General features: G+C 51.5%; 13 protein-coding genes and 1 pseudogene. 10 read left to right on the top strand and 4 right to left on the bottom strand.

The genetic code is table 11. The features are described from left to right. The first annotated feature begins 29 nt into the window (after positions 1-29). Together JMJ16_RS04895 and JMJ16_RS04890 are read left to right on the top strand one after the other, a co-directional pair. Complete coding sequence (locus tag JMJ16_RS04895) at positions 30-482, top strand: WD40 repeat domain-containing protein (RefSeq protein WP_201378892.1); 453 nt, start codon at positions 30-32, stop codon at positions 480-482. Between the two features lie 241 nt (positions 483-723). Continuing rightward, positions 724-2667, top strand: a complete 1944-nt coding sequence (locus JMJ16_RS04890) for a glycoside hydrolase family 15 protein (RefSeq protein WP_201378890.1) — start codon at positions 724-726, stop codon at positions 2665-2667. A gap of 54 nt (positions 2668-2721) precedes the next feature. On the opposite strand, the gene JMJ16_RS04885 is transcribed toward JMJ16_RS04890, so the two are convergent. Beyond that, positions 2722-4029, bottom strand: coding sequence for a helix-turn-helix transcriptional regulator (locus JMJ16_RS04885; RefSeq protein WP_201378888.1), 1308 nt, complete (start codon positions 4027-4029; stop codon positions 2722-2724). A 124-nt stretch (positions 4030-4153) separates the two neighbouring features. Here JMJ16_RS04885 and JMJ16_RS04880 point away from each other — a divergent pair, with 124 nt between their 5' ends. Next, complete coding sequence (locus JMJ16_RS04880; RefSeq protein WP_201378886.1) at positions 4154-4594, top strand: N-acetyltransferase; 441 nt, start codon at positions 4154-4156, stop codon at positions 4592-4594. Between the two features lie 45 nt (positions 4595-4639). Here the strand turns inward: JMJ16_RS04880 and JMJ16_RS04875 are convergent, their stop codons facing one another. Then, positions 4640-6970 carry an MBL fold metallo-hydrolase gene (locus JMJ16_RS04875; RefSeq protein WP_201378884.1) on the bottom strand — a complete coding sequence of 777 codons (2331 nt, stop codon included), beginning with the start codon at positions 6968-6970 and terminating at the stop codon, positions 4640-4642. A gap of 540 nt (positions 6971-7510) precedes the next feature. On the opposite strand from JMJ16_RS04875, the gene JMJ16_RS04870 reads away from it, so the two are divergent. The 5 genes and pseudogenes from JMJ16_RS04870 to JMJ16_RS04850 form a co-directional block, all read left to right on the top strand. Continuing rightward, on the top strand, positions 7511-8128 hold the full coding sequence (locus JMJ16_RS04870) for a GNAT family N-acetyltransferase (protein ID WP_236601194.1): 618 nt from the start codon (positions 7511-7513) through the stop codon (positions 8126-8128). Positions 8129-8490: 362 nt separating this feature from the next. Beyond that, the gene (locus JMJ16_RS04865; protein WP_201378880.1) at positions 8491-9645 is read left to right on the top strand and encodes a pentapeptide repeat-containing protein; all 1155 of its coding nucleotides are present in this window, start codon (positions 8491-8493) and stop codon (positions 9643-9645) included. Positions 9646-9722: 77 nt separating this feature from the next. Next, positions 9723-10724 (top strand): NADPH:quinone reductase, encoded by a 1002-nt coding sequence (locus JMJ16_RS04860; protein WP_201373533.1) that lies wholly within the window; start codon positions 9723-9725, stop codon positions 10722-10724. A gap of 237 nt (positions 10725-10961) precedes the next feature. Next, on the top strand, positions 10962-11789 hold the full coding sequence (locus tag JMJ16_RS04855; protein ID WP_201378878.1) for an LLM class flavin-dependent oxidoreductase: 828 nt from the start codon (positions 10962-10964) through the stop codon (positions 11787-11789). 405 nt (positions 11790-12194) lie between these two features. Further along, positions 12195-12458 (top strand): annotated as a pseudogene (locus tag JMJ16_RS04850) (GNAT family N-acetyltransferase); the annotation flags it as partial. Between the two features lie 180 nt (positions 12459-12638). Here JMJ16_RS04850 and JMJ16_RS04845 read toward each other — a convergent pair. Further along, positions 12639-13841 (bottom strand): ISAs1 family transposase, encoded by a 1203-nt coding sequence (locus JMJ16_RS04845; RefSeq protein ID WP_236601193.1) that lies wholly within the window; start codon positions 13839-13841, stop codon positions 12639-12641. A 237-nt stretch (positions 13842-14078) separates the two neighbouring features. Between JMJ16_RS04845 and JMJ16_RS04840 the strand changes: the two genes are divergently transcribed. Beyond that, on the top strand, positions 14079-14459 hold the full coding sequence (locus tag JMJ16_RS04840; RefSeq protein ID WP_201378876.1) for a PadR family transcriptional regulator: 381 nt from the start codon (positions 14079-14081) through the stop codon (positions 14457-14459). Next, the gene (locus JMJ16_RS04835; protein WP_201378874.1) at positions 14456-15517 is read left to right on the top strand and encodes a Stp1/IreP family PP2C-type Ser/Thr phosphatase; all 1062 of its coding nucleotides are present in this window, start codon (positions 14456-14458) and stop codon (positions 15515-15517) included. Before JMJ16_RS04840 ends, JMJ16_RS04835 begins: the two co-directional genes overlap by 4 nt. A gap of 90 nt (positions 15518-15607) precedes the next feature. Here the strand turns inward: JMJ16_RS04835 and JMJ16_RS04830 are convergent, their stop codons facing one another. After that, on the bottom strand, positions 15608-16369 hold the full coding sequence (locus JMJ16_RS04830; RefSeq protein ID WP_201378872.1) for a dienelactone hydrolase family protein: 762 nt from the start codon (positions 16367-16369) through the stop codon (positions 15608-15610). Positions 16370-16565 lie beyond the last annotated feature (196 nt).

Here is a 16565-nt window from a genome sequence, read left to right as displayed (position 1 = left end):
TTTCCCGCGATGATGGGAATGGGATGACGATGCTTGGGAACTCTCTTCAGGAGAGTTCGTCTCTGTGCTGGTCTAGAGATGGCACACGCTTGGCCATGCTGGTCTACGAGAACGGCACATCTGTTGCGCAGGTCTGTGATACTCACACGGGTCAGCGTCTCTTCACCTGCCAACACGTCGAGGGACAGCTGACAGGCTGCTCCTGGTCGCCTGATGGGCGCTATCTGGCATCGGGGATTATTGCTGGCGGCTCTTCTCGAGACGAAACTCTGGGAGAAAGCTCGACCATCCAGTTCTGGGATGCTCAAAGCGGAAAAACGCTTTTCTCTTACCAGGTGCCGAGAGCTCCGAGCCAGTTGATCTGGTCCCCCGCTAGCCGCTTCCTCGCGACCTACAATCCCCTAGACTTTGGGCATGTGGGCATCCACGTCGAATTCCTCAATTTTGCGCTTCAGGTGTTCCAGGTCAGGGAACTAGGATGAGCGAAGAGGTTTTGCAGTCATCCTCGTCCAGCTTTAGCGCGAGATAATGTACAAGATATCGATGAAAGGAGGTTATTTACAACGCTCATTAGCCTACAATTAGCCCCCTAAAAGCCCTTTCGTCTTGTCTGACAATATTCCATACTTTTTTTATCTCATGAAGATGCGCTGCGAAGTTGCAGCGTCATTGCTATCATGGCTGTGCAGACGAGGGCCATTGCATAGAGGGGATGTGGGTTATATGACACAACCAGACCACCAGTATCACCCGATCAATTCCTATGGCGTCATCGGCGACTGCCACTCAGCGGCATTGGTCGCCCCCGATGGCTCAATTGATTGGGGCTGCTTCCCAGATTTCGATAGTCCCGCTGTCTTCTGTCGCCTGCTTGATGCTGAGCAGGGAGGGTACTTCCAGATTGCACCTACGGACAAGACGCCAGGAGGAAAACAGCGTTACCTGCCTAACAGTAATGTCTTGCAGACGACCTTTACTGGCGAACAGGGACGCGCCACGCTTACGGATTTTATGCCTGTTGAGGACCTGAGCGCCTGGTCATATCGGACCCTCAATAACAATACCTGGTCGCACGAAAACGGCTCCTGTCACTCCCTGGTACGTATTATTAGCTGCCAGGATGGGCATATGGAGCTCACAATGCACTTCAAAGTGACGCCTAACTATGCTATATCGCCAGCGACCGTCCAGCTCATTGAGGAGAAAAGCGGTGTCATCTGCACCAGCCACGAGCAACATGTCGGCCTGGCCATCCTCGGGATACATGACATCCATACGTTTAGTATTCATATGGAGCATGGACCACAAGCACGGCATGCGACCATTATCGCGCACTTCACACTCTATGAAGGTGAGCGCCTAACCTTCGCGCTTGGTGTAGGGCGTAGCCAGCGCGCGGTACACCGTCTCGTGTCCTGGGATCTTCTCCAGCGCAACTTCGATTGGGAGCTATCACACACCCTCTCGTGCTGGCGCAAATGGATCGCGGCGTGCGAGTATGACGGCCCCTATGCCGAATGGGTGAAGCGCAGCGCCCTCACGCTAAAGATGCTCTGCTATGCACCTACAGGCGCGCTTGTAGCCTCGCCCACGACCTCCTTACCAGAAGAGATAGGCGGTGTGCGCAACTGGGATTACCGCTACACCTGGCTACGCGACTCCTCTTTCACGCTCTATGCCCTCAACATGCTTGGCTTTACCGAAGAGACACGCGCCTTCACACGCTGGCTGCTCCATCTCTCCTATACAGACGGTGAGGACCTCCAGATCATGTACGGCATTCGTGGTGAGCGCGAACTACCAGAAAAGCTCCTCACGCACCTCAGTGGTTATCGCGGCTCACAACCGGTACGTGTTGGGAATGCGGCGGTCAAACAAAAACAGCTCGATGTCTTTGGCGAGGTCCTGGACTGCATCCACCTCTACTGGAGCATGGGTAACTATGAGCGTTATAGCGAGCAGCCCAATGGCCCTCTCTGGCAGCTCTTGAGCATCCTGGTTGAGCATGTCTGCCAGCACTGGCAAGATACGGATAATGGCATCTGGGAGGTACGTGGCGAACCCACGCACTTCGTTCATTCTAAGGTGATGTGCTGGGTCGCGCTTGACCGGGGCATACGCATGGCCCAGCGATACCACCTGGCATCCGACCTGGAACGCTGGAAGAAGATACGCCAGAGCATCTACGAAGATATCATGGTGCATGGCTATAACCCGGTCCTCCAGAGCTTCACCCAGCGCTACAGCGATACCGCCCTGGATGCCTCAAACCTGATCATGCCCCTGGTAGGCTTTATCGCCCCTGATGATCCACACATGGTCAGCACTGTCGAGCGTACACTTGAACGCCTTACCGACCAGCAGGGCTTTGCCTATCGCTATCGCAACGAAGACGGTCTGAACGGAGACGAGGGAACCTTCACCATGTGTACCTTCTGGTTGATTGAGAATCTCGCGCTCCAGGGACGTGTCGAAGAAGCCCGCCAACTCTTCGAACGCGTCCTGGCATGTGCGGGTCCCCTGGGACTCTTCTCCGAAGAGGTATCCCCTGTGAATAAACTCTCACTCGGGAACTACCCTCAGGCCCTTACGCATATCGCACTCATCAATAGCGCCACCACCCTGCACCGGGCAGAGCAACGCAGGAAGGACGACAAATCTGCCTGATGTTTTTTGGGTGGGTGATGTGGTGTGCTGTGGCAGCCGCCACAGCACACCACATCACCCACCGTAAGATTTGTGATAGGTTCTGGCATAATCCGCGATCACCGGATGGAGCAGGTAGCGCCCCTGGTCATTTACCTCAAGCAGTCCGGTATCTACCAGTAGATCGAGAGTCGCTCCATCGCCGACGCCAGCACAGGCTGCCAGGGCCACCCCCTCAGAGAAGCTCAATGGCTTCGTGGGTAGGGTGGCAAGCATAGCCAGGGTGCGCAATGCACAAACATCCAGGCGCGACGTCGTCCGCTCAATACATTCGCGCAAAGAGCAGGTCGCGCCTGGTTCACCAAAGGCCGAAGGCATACGCAATTGCAGGCGCGCAGAGGCATGACTCAGGTATTCCAGAGCATGCTGGAGGCGGCGAGGCTGGCGGCCATTAGCCTGGGCTTGCAGGTATCTACCAAGCAGGCACAGCGCTAAGGGTAAACCACCTGTCGCAGAGACAAGCGAGCGCAACGGTTGATAGCGCTCCTCACGGATATCGGGAATAAAGCTTGCCAACAGGTCCAGGCTCTCCTCCAGGGATAGCTCTGGTATCTGGAGGGAAGCAGTATTGGCGAAGTGATAAGCCAGTGCAGGTATACGCGTCGTGAGCAGGTAGGCGCAATGGGGGCCACCAACCTGTAACGTTTGTGCATCTTCTAACGTCCAGGCATCATCAAGGAGAAGGAGGAGGCGTCGCGGGCCAATGGTGGCGCGCAGCAGCATGGCCAGGGCCTCCGAGCTTTCCGCGCGCTCTAGAAAAATCTCATTGATCCCCAGGACACGCCCCCAATGGCGTAGCAAGGCCACGAGATCGGGTGAAGGTCCTAAAGATGCCCACAGCGTTCCATCACAGAAGTGGGCCGTTATCTCCTGGTCGCGAGCCAGGGTTACCGCCAGCGAGGTCTTGCCTATGCCTGGAAGGCCATACAGTGCCGCGCAGGCGGGCAACTCCTGGTCACAGAGACAGGTTTTTAGAGAGCGTAATAGGGCCCGGCGCTCAAGTACATTCTTCTGCGGTATAGGGAGCGCTGGATCATAGATTATCTGTGGGAACGCATGCATGCAGCTATGCGTACAGGCCGGATACGGATATAAAGGCGGGTCGTCACGAAAAAGTCCTAGCTCCTGGGGGAGTCTGGCATATAGCTCGCATAACTTTTGTAAGAAAAAGGCGCTGGGGAAGGCGACTCCGCGCTCCCAGCGCCCAATTGTCTTGGCATCAGCGATACCGATCTGGCCGGCCACATATTCACGCGTCCATCCTCTGCGCTGACGCTCACGCAGCAGTAGCTCATTCGGCTGCATCCTGGTGTGTCTTCCCACATTCCAATCCCTTCCACCATACACAATTTCCACTTCACCTTAATGCTTGACGCTGCAAATATAATACAACTCAGCTCTCCTCTCTTTCAAAGAGATGTGCATCAATTTCGAAGGGAAGTACCCAATGGACCATCAGATTAAGGTCTTGTCTGAGCCAAATCCAGCATTTGCAGCCTATCTACATGAGCAGATCAGAGAATTTAATAACCAGCAATCGCCGGCGCATAAACAGGCCAGGGCTGAAGGAGCAGTAAAACCAGTGCACATCATGATTGTAGATAAAGATGGTCAATGGCAAGGCGGCATTACAGCCGAAATCTACTGGAACTGGCTGGAACTTAGCGATTTCTGGCTGCCGGATACGCTTCGCGACCAGGGCCTCGGCAGTTCAATCCTGGCGCAAGTTGAGAATATAGGAAAAGAACATGGGGCGAGCAAAGTCTTATTAACTACCTTTGAGTTCCAGGGCCGCACCTTCTATGAGCGTCATGGCTACAAAGTCGTTGGCTTAGTAGAGGATTATCCTCCAGGCACAAATTACTATACGATGGTAAAGGTGCTTTAGAGAAAGCGCTACTTTACGTACTCATCTACTCTATTTATGCAATTATTATTTGAATCGGATATTTGCTGAACGTACTTTATGGTGTTGGCCCGCTGTGGGTCCGGCCTGCCACTGGATCTCGAAGAGGCGCCATGAGCTTTTGCCAGTCAAGCTAGCTGGCTGATCGTTGACCGTGACTGCAGCGCCCACACCGGCGCGAATGAGCGCGAGATGCTGAGAAAAGCCGGGATTCTTCTCTATTTGTTCGCTCTCCAGAGGAAGCCAGCTCTCTCCTTCACGGTTGAATAGTTCGCGACCATGCGCCAGTAGCTCCAGTCCCCAGGCTAGCCGCTCGTCTTCATCTGCGACCTGGGTACAGAGCTGAGCATAGGTAAAGGGCTGGCCCTGGGCACGCTCCCAGCAAGTGAACAGATCGACCCAGCAGGTGTCGAGCTGCTTACGCCAGGCCTGAAGCTGCTGCTTTATCTCTCCCGGCGCTAAGGTGAGCCATTCTGGGCGCCTTACGCCTGGTAGCAATTGGATAACGTTGAGGGGTCTCTGGGCTTGCTTCCACTGGTCCGCCACGAGCGAGAGCGTGCCGTCCTGGGGCGCGCTCAACACAAGCGCGATTTGTGGGCTGGCGTTCTGTCCCTGGACAAGTACAACTTCACCTGGAACAAGATCGACAAGAGGCGTGAGGCGCTGTATGGCTTCAGAGGCGCGGGGTTGATAGGTTGTCTGTGCGCCCAGGCGGCCCAGTTTGAAATGTGTGGTGGCATCACGTAACACCTGCTCAATGAGAGGGCGGAGCGCTGGGCGATAGTCTGGGCCATAATAGTGCTGACCCAGTTCTACAGAGGTCCAGGGGCGGAGCGGTCCATGAATATGAGCCTTCTCCCAGAGCGCCTGTAGCGTTGGGGAAGGTATGTCCTGGACAGGATCACCTTCCGCGAGAAGAGGTGTGGCATCTGGTAATAAGGCGTCTGCATACATGGCTTTTTGCGAGATGGTAGAAGATGTCGGCACCTTCGTAGTGGGTGTGATGGAGAGGGTAGTGCCAACATGAGGAATAGCGACTGAGAGATGCTTGAAACGCTGTGAAAGGGCCTCTAGGGCCTCGCTGTCGCCGTGGACTAGTATGAGACGCGCAGGCTGTACTTTACTGACGACAGCCTGAATCTGGTTGGCGTCCGCGTGACCGGAGAGATTGTAGCGCGCGACCTGGCAATTAAGCGTCACAAACTGCTCACCAATACGGATGCGGTCGCCCTGCTTCGCGTTGAGTAGCGCGTAGCCAGGACTCTCCTCATCCTGGTAACCGGTAAAGAGCAGGCAATCTTGCTCGCGCGCGGCAATATCCAGCGCATATAGAGGAGAGGCACCGCCAGAAAGCATACCCGAACTACTGATAACCATCTTGGGTTTAGTATGCTGTACGAGGTCCCGGCGCTCAAATGAACGCACAGAAAATACATGCAGTTGAGGATCCGCGAAAAGCGGGCGCCGACCATTGATCAGGTGGCGCTGGAGGGTTGGTTGCAGGTCATGAGACTGCTGCTGGTACACGTCACAGACCGAGCGCACCATGCCATCCAGATAAATGGGAACAGGCGAGATCTTGCCACTGGCACGATAGGCCTTCAGAATCAAAATGATCTCTTGCGCGCGCCCCACGGCGAAGGCAGGACAGAGAATGCGGCCTCCTCGCGCCAGCACAGCCTGCACAGTTGCCGCCAACTTCTGCTCCTCCTCCTTGCGGCTGGAGTGAGAACGGTTACCATAGGTCCCCTCGGTAATCATCACATCGGCCCTGGGCAGCGCATTGATATCCAGGCCCTTGATGGTACGCTGATCGGTCAACGAGATATCACCGGTATGAAAGAGGGTGCCCTCAGGGGTCTCAAAGAAAAGCATGGCTGCGCCCAGAATATGGCCGGCTGGAATAAACTGTACTGTGATACCAGGAGAATCTGCAAGAGGCGCGAAAGGTTGGCGAAAACCCATTACCTGAATACGCCCCAGAAAGGCATCAACCTGCTCGGCATTGTAGAGCGGGGTCTCGCCATCTGGGCGTAGATGTTCCTGCTCCATAATACGCACAGAGTCGCGAAGCAGCACCTCGGTCAGGACACATGTACTTTCAGTGGCATAAATTGGGATATGCGGCAAGAGCGAGGCAATGAGAGGCAGAGCACCAGTGTGATCGATGTGAGCATGTGTGATAATAAGCGCTTCAGGCGGCTGCTTATCTAACAGGGAGAGATCAGGAAGGCGAGATTGTCCTTCGCGAGCCGCGGGGCGCATCCCTCCATCAATCAACAGCGTACGGCCCGCTACCTGAAGAAGCGTGCAGGACGCGCCAACCTCCGAGGCACCACCTAAAAATGTAAGCTCCACAAACGATCTCCACTTCTATACAACTGGCATAATTCCTCATAGGTAACCCATATACGATCAGGCAACCTGGATACGCATATACTTGCTATCCACGCTTCTATCTCGCTAGAGCAGTATAACGCTTCTCATCCCATCGGGCAAATAGATATCGTGCTAGAAGTAGCGTATCATACTTGGTCCATAGCCCTTTGTAGGCCGCTTCATAAAGCCGTAAGGTAAATAGAAGTTCTCCGCGCTGTCCGCGACATTCTCCTTATCCATCCTCTCAGCCATAATATTACACGCCTGTAGGTAAAAATTCACTTACCAGTACTATAAGAAAGACAACGGCATCATAAAAGGGACCTTGATACTTTTTATTCTTTAGTCTTGTACTTGACCTGTTACACTCAGGTTCAGCGCTCTTATATTTGCGTCTGTTTGCTTACATGTGCTACTAATGTAGTGTTACACCTCTATTTAATCACCTCTGCATACAGCTATGAAAGTGAGGTCTTTAAGAACAATAGCATGGAAAATACGAAGGAATACCAGACTCACATGCAGGAGAAGCCAATTTTCAGCATTGTCGGAGAAAAAGTTGCGCTCGGACCCATCCGTCGTGAGCTCATCCCGCTTTACCAGCGCTGGATCAACGATTTCGAGGTGTTGCGCACGCTGCACATTCCGCGCCCCTCCACATTTGAAGAGATTCAGGCCAGCTATGAGGCTGACGTCGCGGCGGAACGCCAGCGCAAAGTCGTCTACTTCACCATTTATGACCGTGACACATTGCAACCTATCGGTAGAACAGACTTATGTAACATCAATTATCGCGACCGCACTGCCGATTTCGGCGTCGAGATTGGTGAGGCCGCGTATCGCGGGCGTGGCTATGGTACTGAGACCGTTCGCTTGATGCTTGATTACGCTTTCACTGGCCTGGGTCTACACAATATTATGCTTGAAACCTGGGAATATAATCGCGCCGGGCAGGGAGCTTATAAAAAGGCTGGCTTCCAAGAAATCGGCCGTCGCCATCAAGCCAAGTTCATGAACGGCAAGTTCTGGGACATAGTTTATATGGAATGCCTGTCCACAGAGTTTGTCAGTCCTGTTCTCGGCCAGATACTAGTACCTGATGAGCTACGCTTACAAGCAGAGCTGGAGCAAAAATAAGATTTCTTCCTATCTTCTCAATTTGTCACTTCTAACAACAGGAAGAATTACGGTATTTTCCTCTGAGCACTGGAAAATGTCGTAACTACAAATTGATTTAGCCTTATAGCTCATCTTCTTTTACAACCTGTATCTGCTGCCATTCATCTTCCAGAATCGAGAAGAGAAGTCGGTCATGCCATTTCCCTCAAGAGTGCTTAACATGACTATTATCTCGGCAATTATATCCATTTTTAGGAGCTTTATGCAAATAGCGTCTTTTCTAATAGAGAGCAAAGATAAGACTTGCAAAATAACAAATACGGGGGCTTACTCCAATAATGCGTTTATGGGTTGAAGAACTTAGTAACCGGATAAAAGCAATGTTTAGTCACCAGAGCGCGTGGTATGGAGCTGTGTTTATTCTGGTATTGCTAACAACCACCCTCTGCATAATCATGGGATATATCTATCGCTGGGATTGGATTGGCGTAGCGGATAAGAAGCTCTGGGACTGGCTTAGTATCTTAATTGTTCCTTTCGTGGTCGCGCTGGCCGGGACAATATACACTCACGTACACAATCAGAGTGAGCGTGAGGAGGCGCGCCAGAAAGAGGCTCAGGAGCACGAACTCGCATTGGACAATCAGCGTGAAGCGGCGCTACAGACCTACTTTGATCGCATGTCAGAGCTATTGCTAGATAAACAGTTAGAAATGAATTCCCAGGCCATGGCCATTGCCCATGCACGTACAGTCACAGTGTTACGCATGCTTGATCCGGCGCGGAGAGCGAGCGTCTTACGTTTTCTGGGAGATATAAATCTTGTGAGCCGAATATTGAATCGCGATATGCGTGGTCTCGACCTCAGTGGTACTGATCTCTCTTCGGCACATTTAAAGCAGGTCATGCTGATCCTGGTAAACCTCATCGAGGCCAACCTTAAGCGTGCCGATTTGTCTGAAGCCAATCTGGAGAAAGCCTGGATGAGGTCGGCAAACCTGGGCAAGGCTAATCTGGAAGATACTAACCTATGGCGTGCAGACCTGAGCCGGGCCCGCCTGGACGAAGCCAACCTCCACTGGGTCAATCTCGTCGAGGCCAACCTCTACCGCGCAAGCCTCCTTGAAGCCGATTTAACGGGAGCGAACCTATGGCGCGCACAGCTCAACAAGGCGCGCCTTGACTATGCAAGATTACGCTGGGCCAACCTGATAGAGGCCAATATGTCAGGGGCCACCCTTCTAGGCGCAGACCTCACAGGCGCCAATCTTAAAGGTGCTAATCTGGAGAATGCAAACCTCAGCGAAGCAATCCTTGTGAAAACGCAGTTCATCGACGTGCGAGGCATCACCAGTGAACAAATGGAAGACTTCCGTAAGCGAGGTGCATACACACAGATACAGCCAGGAGATTCACAGGTATTGGACATCATCAAGATAGAAGCCTCTTCACAGACAGAGATAGAAGGGCCACAAATCATATCAACCGAAGAGCATATGGATGAGGCAGGTTCGATGCAACAAGAAATAAAGTAAAATCGATCCAGGTACAATAAAAAAAGAGAGTGGGTATCTGTACAGCAACTAATAGAGCGAATGGAGAGGAATAACGTATGGCAAGCCAGAAGACAATGAAAGCGGCATATATTGATCGACCTGGAGGTGCTGATAAGATCATTTATGGTGATCTCCCTATCCCTACACCAGGGCCGCGCGACATTCTTGTCAAAGTCGCAGCCGTAACGGTCAACACAGTTGATATTTATATTCGAGGAGGAGTTTTTCAGACACCACTCCCACAGCCCTTTATTATCGGGCGTGACGTGACAGGCATCGTTGTGGAAGTGGGAGAAGAGGTCTCGCTCTTTCATCCTGGCGAGCGCGTCTGGGCCAATAACCAGGGCTATGATGGTCGCCAGGGAACCTTTGCCGAGTACGTCAGTATCCATGAATGCCTGCTCTATCACCTACCACCTAATGTTGACCTCCATGAATCCGTTACAGTACTACACTCAGGACTTACCGCCATCATCGGCCTCTTTAACAAAGCCCAGATACGTGATAAAGAGTGCATCTTCGTCAATGGAGGGGATGGCTCGGTAGGAACCGCGATTATTCAACTGGCCCGTGCCATGGGAGCGCAGATAATTGTCACATCAGGCAATGAACAGAAGGCGCGCTGGTGCGAAGAGTTGGGAGCTGACCTGGTTATCAACTACAAGACGCAAAATGTGAACCTGGCGCTCAAACGTTTCGCGCCTCAAGGCGTCAATGTATACTGGGATGCCACGCCCCAACCAGATATAGAATGCGCACTCAACGCTATTGCGCAGCGTGGGCGCATCATCTTTATGTCTGGCCCCCTGCATCAGACCACCCTTATGGTGGGTCCGTTCTATATGAAAAACTGTACGCTCTATGGTTTTACCGTGACAGACGCCACAATTGATGAGCTGCACACCTGTGCCTCGCAGATTGACTATTGGCTAGGTAGGGGCGTACTCAAGGGCAGAACCGCGCTCAAACTCCCGCTCTCACAGGCAGCCGCCGCGCACAGGATATATGAAACACAATCGCTCTCCGGCAAGATTGTTCTCTCGCCAGACTGGGATTAGCCTCTTCTCCTGCAAAGCACGTCTAAAATCTAGACGTTATATTGGGCTATAATAGCTCAAAGCTACGGCCCTTAGAGACACCGTATCTCCAAGCATATAGCCCAAAGCACGTCTATAGGAAACAAGGTAAAAATGGATCAGAAGGCCAGTATCTTTTGTGAATATGACAGAGGATGACATTAATAGCCCAGTATACTCTTTGCAGATTAAGAAGAAGACCAGCAAAGGAGTAGCATTATGCGTTACGGCTTCATCATTCCTATTGGAGATGTGCAAACCATCGCGGAACTGGCCCAGTTAGGAGAAGAGGCTGGTTGGGACGGCATGTTTTACTGGGATGGTATCTGTATCGAGTCAATGGCCGAGATGTATGATCCCTGGATTGTGATGGCAGCAATGGCCATGCGTACAAAGCATGTGCGCCTGGGAGCCATCATTACGCCCCTCTCACGTCGTCGCCCCTGGAAAGTCGCCCGCGAAACGGTTACCCTTGATCAACTCTCACAGGGACGTCTTGTTTTACCAGTCGGCTTGGGAGCAATCGACGACAAAGGATTCGGCAAGGTTGGGGAAGTAACGGATCGCAAGGGGCGCGCAGAACTGCTTGACGAAAGTCTGGATATTATCACTGGCCTATGGAGTGCTCAGCCTTTCAGCTACCAAGGTGAACATTATCACCTCGAAGAGATGGCTTTTCGTCCAGGACCAGTTCAGCAGCCGCGCATTCCCATCTGGGTTGTGGGGGCATGGCCGCGCGCAAAATCAATAAATCGCGCCATGCGTTATGACGGCCTGCTCCCAACGAAAATGGAGCAAGATGGTCCAGTAACGCCAGAAGATATACGTACTATGCGTGAGTATATTGCCAGTCAGCGAAAGCAGACAACCCCTTTTGATATTATCTGGGAAGGAGAGACACCTGGAGATGACATAGAGCAGGCGGCAACTATTGTGCGTCCCTGGGCCGAGGCTGGCGCGACCTGGTGGCTAGAATCGCGCTGGTCAGCTTCAAACATTGAAGAGATACGCACACGCATCCAACAGGGTCCGCCCCGTATAGCCTAGATTATCATCCTTTCGCCCATTTGACGCGCATCGCAACTCCTGCCTATTTTCCATCTCATTGGAAAGACATCCTATTCCAAGATATACTTAAGAGCCATTGATAATTTCATGTATCTATCGAGAAACGGAGAAACAAAGAAAGTATGTCGCAAAGGCTGAAACGTTAGATGATGCGCCTGGCACTCACAGAGCAACAAGAAGCTTCAATCTGAGCGCTCGTCCTATTTCACAGCACAATGCTCCACTTCTTGGGAAGTTATTGTATGAAGCCTATCGCAACACTATCGATGATGAAGGCGAGGCATCGGGCGAAGCCCAGAAAGAAATAGAGGGGACATTTGCAGGGAAATATGGCCCTGTATTGACAACATGCTCTTTTCTCATTGAGGAGCAGGAACATATACTGGCTGCGTCAGTGCTGATTGGACAAATGACCGGACAGGAAAGAAACGGCCGCTACTATCTTTTCTCATGACTCAACCCGATGCCAAAGGGAAAGGGATAGCAACCTTTCTGCTCAAAAAGAGTATCAACGCGCTATTAACTCAAAGTGAGAAAGAACTCGTGCTCTTTGTAACCGTTGGCAATGATGCAGCCCAGCATATTTACCAGAAACTCGGCTTTCAGATCGAAGAGGAATTTGAGACTGATCGCATCAAACCTGTTTGAACCATCGATCTCCTTATGTAATACATATTGCCGGACCTTTTCGAGCTGATAACGTGAGTGTTTGAATACTCACGTTATTTTGTTATGTAATTGAGAAAACGCACTAGTAAAATCGCATGTGACCCACTGATGTTTCTCTGCTGCTTAAAAAATTATCTTCAGTAGAGAAGTCAGGGTTTCTCAAAAGTCCTGAAACAACCAGGAAAGGGCCTCCTCAGGATGAAAAGAGAAACGACGCAATTGCTTGGCAACCGTAGAAACCCGATGGAGCTGCATGAAGGACAGAACCACCGTATTAAGCACAGCTAGCATTTCCATCACGGGGACACAACGAACTCGGCACCGATCTTCTCCTAAGAGCGCATCCCGCCGCCAGTGAAGATGATTTTCCACTCTCCAGTGTGCCCGAATGTAGCGGAGAAGACGTTCTGGCAGACAGTGGCGCGGAGAAAGCGTCGTCAATCCATACCAGACTTCACAACAGTGCTTTCCCTTGATCGTTCGCTCGCGTTGCAAACGAAACACTTGCCCAATCTCCCCCCAATCTGGAAAGAACAAGCCATTGAGATCAGGGCTAGTGAGGATTGAGCGACGTTCGAGACGACCGTGGCCCTTTTCAAGTTGGCTAAACGATTGCCACGTCCGTCGATCTGCGTATGGATCTTCAAAAAACAGTTCGAGATCGGCGAAAGCATTGGGCGTATTGTCCTTGATGATAAGAATGACCTCGCCACCAGCCCGCTTGATGAGGCGTGGAAATTCATGATAGCTTTGCGCTGCATCAGCAGTGATCACTCGCCCTTTGCACAACACTTCGGTCAGAAACGGTTTGAGAGCTCCGACCTCATTGGTCTTGGTGCCAATCGGAATTTGTTGGAGGACGACACCAGTTTCTGCTTCATAAATATGCAAGAGGTGTTGTTGCGGATGCTCTCCTCCATAGGCCTGCTCTCCCGTACTTTTCAGTGTTTTGCCATCAATGGCCAGGTGGGCGTGCCGGTCGTCTCGTTCTTCTCCCGGTCGTTGGGCCATCTGGCGTACAAACCAGGCGGCCAGATGGGCATTGACCTGTTGACTGTCTAAACGTTCCAGGGCATAGCTGTAGGTGTTAGCACAGGGCATGTGCTTCCACCCCAGCCCCACACTGCTGCAGATCGCTGCCTCCTGATCTTTTGCCCATTCACTGACCGCCAGGATACTGCTCATTCCCGCCAGTTTTGCCCAGACCAGCACCAGCAGTATTCCTGCAAGGTCATAGCGCTTCCCTCGTGCTTTTCTTCCATCTGTGAGCTGTTGGCAGACCAGATACAAGGATGGGACTTGCCTCGATGAGAAGACCCCTTCCGTTTGGCTTTCTTTCAACAATGCTGTATAGTCCATCATGAGTCGCTCCTTGAATGCTTTGGGTTTTTGAGTCCCTGCATTCTACTGGATTGACTCTTCCTTTTCACCTCTCACCGGACTTTTGAGAAACCCTGGTAGAGAAGTAAATACCCCTTGACAATGCCGATACAACCATGTTATATATCCATTACAGATACATCAAAGGATGATATAGTAAAAGTAGGCATATTAGTAGTGGGTTTATAAGCGGTCAGATAGAAGCGGATGGATGGTTTCATGAAACACTCGCAAAAAAGTCCAGAGGAAATGTTACCTCTCACGCCAGCCGTCTTTCACATTCTGCTGGCGCTGGCGGACAAAGAACGCCACGGCTATAGTATCATGCAAGAGGTCGCGACACGAACCGATGGGCAAATGCGTATGGGTCCTGGTACCCTTTATGGCTCGATCAAGCGCATGCTCGCAGACGGGCTGATTGCAGAGTCGGGAGAGCGGCCCGATCCAGATATGGATGATGAGCGTCGACGTTATTATCGGCTAACGGATATGGGGCGTCGTGCTGCCCAGGCTGAGGCATATCGACTTGAGCGGCTTGTTCGTGTGGCACACATCAAACAGCTACTTCCTAATCCAGGTATAGCAGGAGGAATCTTATGAGCATAACGCCAGCCAGACACCCTTCTCGCGTCGGAGAGAGCTTCTACAGTGTGCTCCTTTACCTCTATCCACGCCAGTTCAGACAAGAGTATGGTCGGCATATGCGCCAGGTCTTTCTCGACTGTTATAGGGATGAGCTACGCTACAAGGGTAGCCTGGCGCGCTTCTGGAGTTCCATTTTTTACGACACTATAGCGAGTGCTGGATCAGAACATATGCATTCACTGATAGTGCATTGCAAACGTCTGCTTGGTCTGGAACGACGCCACGCGCTAGCATCCGCATCCATCAGCCTCAATGTTGGCTCACTTACCGATATTGGACGCAAACGTGCAGTAAATGAAGATACGATGATCTCTATTGTGCCAGAAGATCCGAATACTATGGCTCAGAAAGGTGCGCTTTTCGTTGTCGCCGATGGTATGGGTGGACATATGAAGGGAGAGGTTGCCAGCAATCTCGCAGTGAAGTATATACATGAGGCATATTATCAGGATACCAGTGAGGATCTACAGGTAGCGTTGTGTCATGCAATTGAAGTCGCCAATAGTGAGATATATCGTCACAACGATGAGCAGTTGGGTAATGAAGATCAAGAAGCTCGGAAGAACGGAATGGGAACGACCTGCGTGGCGGCGATCCTTAAAGACAACTTCATCTACATTGCTAACGTTGGCGACAGCCTGGCTTACATTGTTCGTGGTAATAGATTGCTCCAACTTGCGCAAGATCATTCCTGGGTCGCGGAACAGGTACTCCTGGGAAATTTAACGCCCCAAGAGGCAAAAAATCATGATAAGCGCAATGTCATTACGCGTTGCCTGGGTACTCAAGCCGATGTAGAGGTTTACACAACATCCGAGCACACCCAGGATGGTGATATCCTGATTCTCTGTACCGACGGACTACACACTCTTATTGGGGAAGATGAGTTGCGTAGTATTGCGCAACAGTATGGCCCGGAGGAGAGCACACAACGTCTGATCGCGCGAGCAAATGAGCAGGGCGGACCTGATAATATCACCGCAGTTGTGGTGCGTATCTCACTTGCAGCCTAATTATTCATAACGCTAAAGCAAAAGGAGTGTCCAATTCACCTTATTTGAGTTGGACACTCCTTTTGCTTTGTAGGTTAGCTATAACGCAATTTAGCTATGGCTGGCGATAAAACTTAACATCTGTCTCCAGGCATCTGATGAAGCCTCGGCGTAATCGCTGGCACGGCGATCAAAGAAGCTATGGGGAGCGCCCTCGTACACCAGAATCTTCTCCTCGATACCCTTCTGCTGTAGCTTCGCCTCCAGCTCGCGCACATCGCTAACGGGAATCCCCTGATCAGCCCCACCAAAGAGACCTAGCACTGGATACACGATTTTATCGGCCTGCTCCAAAGCAGTAGCACCACCGCCAAAGGCTCTTTTAAGGCCTGCGTAAAAGGCGATAACGCCCTTAAAACCGAATTCTGAACGAGTGGCAGACTGCAGCGAGAGCGCGCCACCCATGCAAAAGCCAACTGGGAAGGTTGCGCCCTGCGCATCAACATTCTCGCGCAGGTAGTTTAGTCCAGCCTGCACATCCTGGAAAAAGGTATTCAATTTTACCTGCTGCACATGAGGCATAAACTCGAACGACTCGTCGCGTGAAGATATGCCAGCAGTACGACCGAAATAGTCGATAGCTATGGCCGAAATGCCAACCTCCGCGAAACGTAGCGCCAGCTCTTTGTAAAACTGATGCAGGCCTCGCACATCAGGATAGATGATAACCTGGCCCTTGCCTGGCTTCTCGGGACACGCAAAGTAGGCCATAAAACGGGCGCCATCAGCAGAGTTTAAAACTACATCATCACCATGAGCAGCCCCACGTTCGCCATCAGGAATAGGTGGACGCGCATTATCGTCATAACACATTTATAGATTCTCCTTCTTAACTAAGACACAATCAAGAGATGTTTTTCTGCTAGAAAAAATAGCATCTCGACTTTTTCCTCACGTATAAGTAAATGAAAAAAGTAACGTCTCTTGTGTTACCCCGACTGTATAGGCCAGCCTGATAACTGGGAGATGATATTTATATTATCTCCCATAGGTTACTTCAAATACAACT

Source organism: Ktedonobacter sp. SOSP1-52, assembly GCF_016587395.1.
Note: the sequence above shows the minus strand (reverse complement) of the source record. Positions and strands in the feature narration are given on the sequence as shown.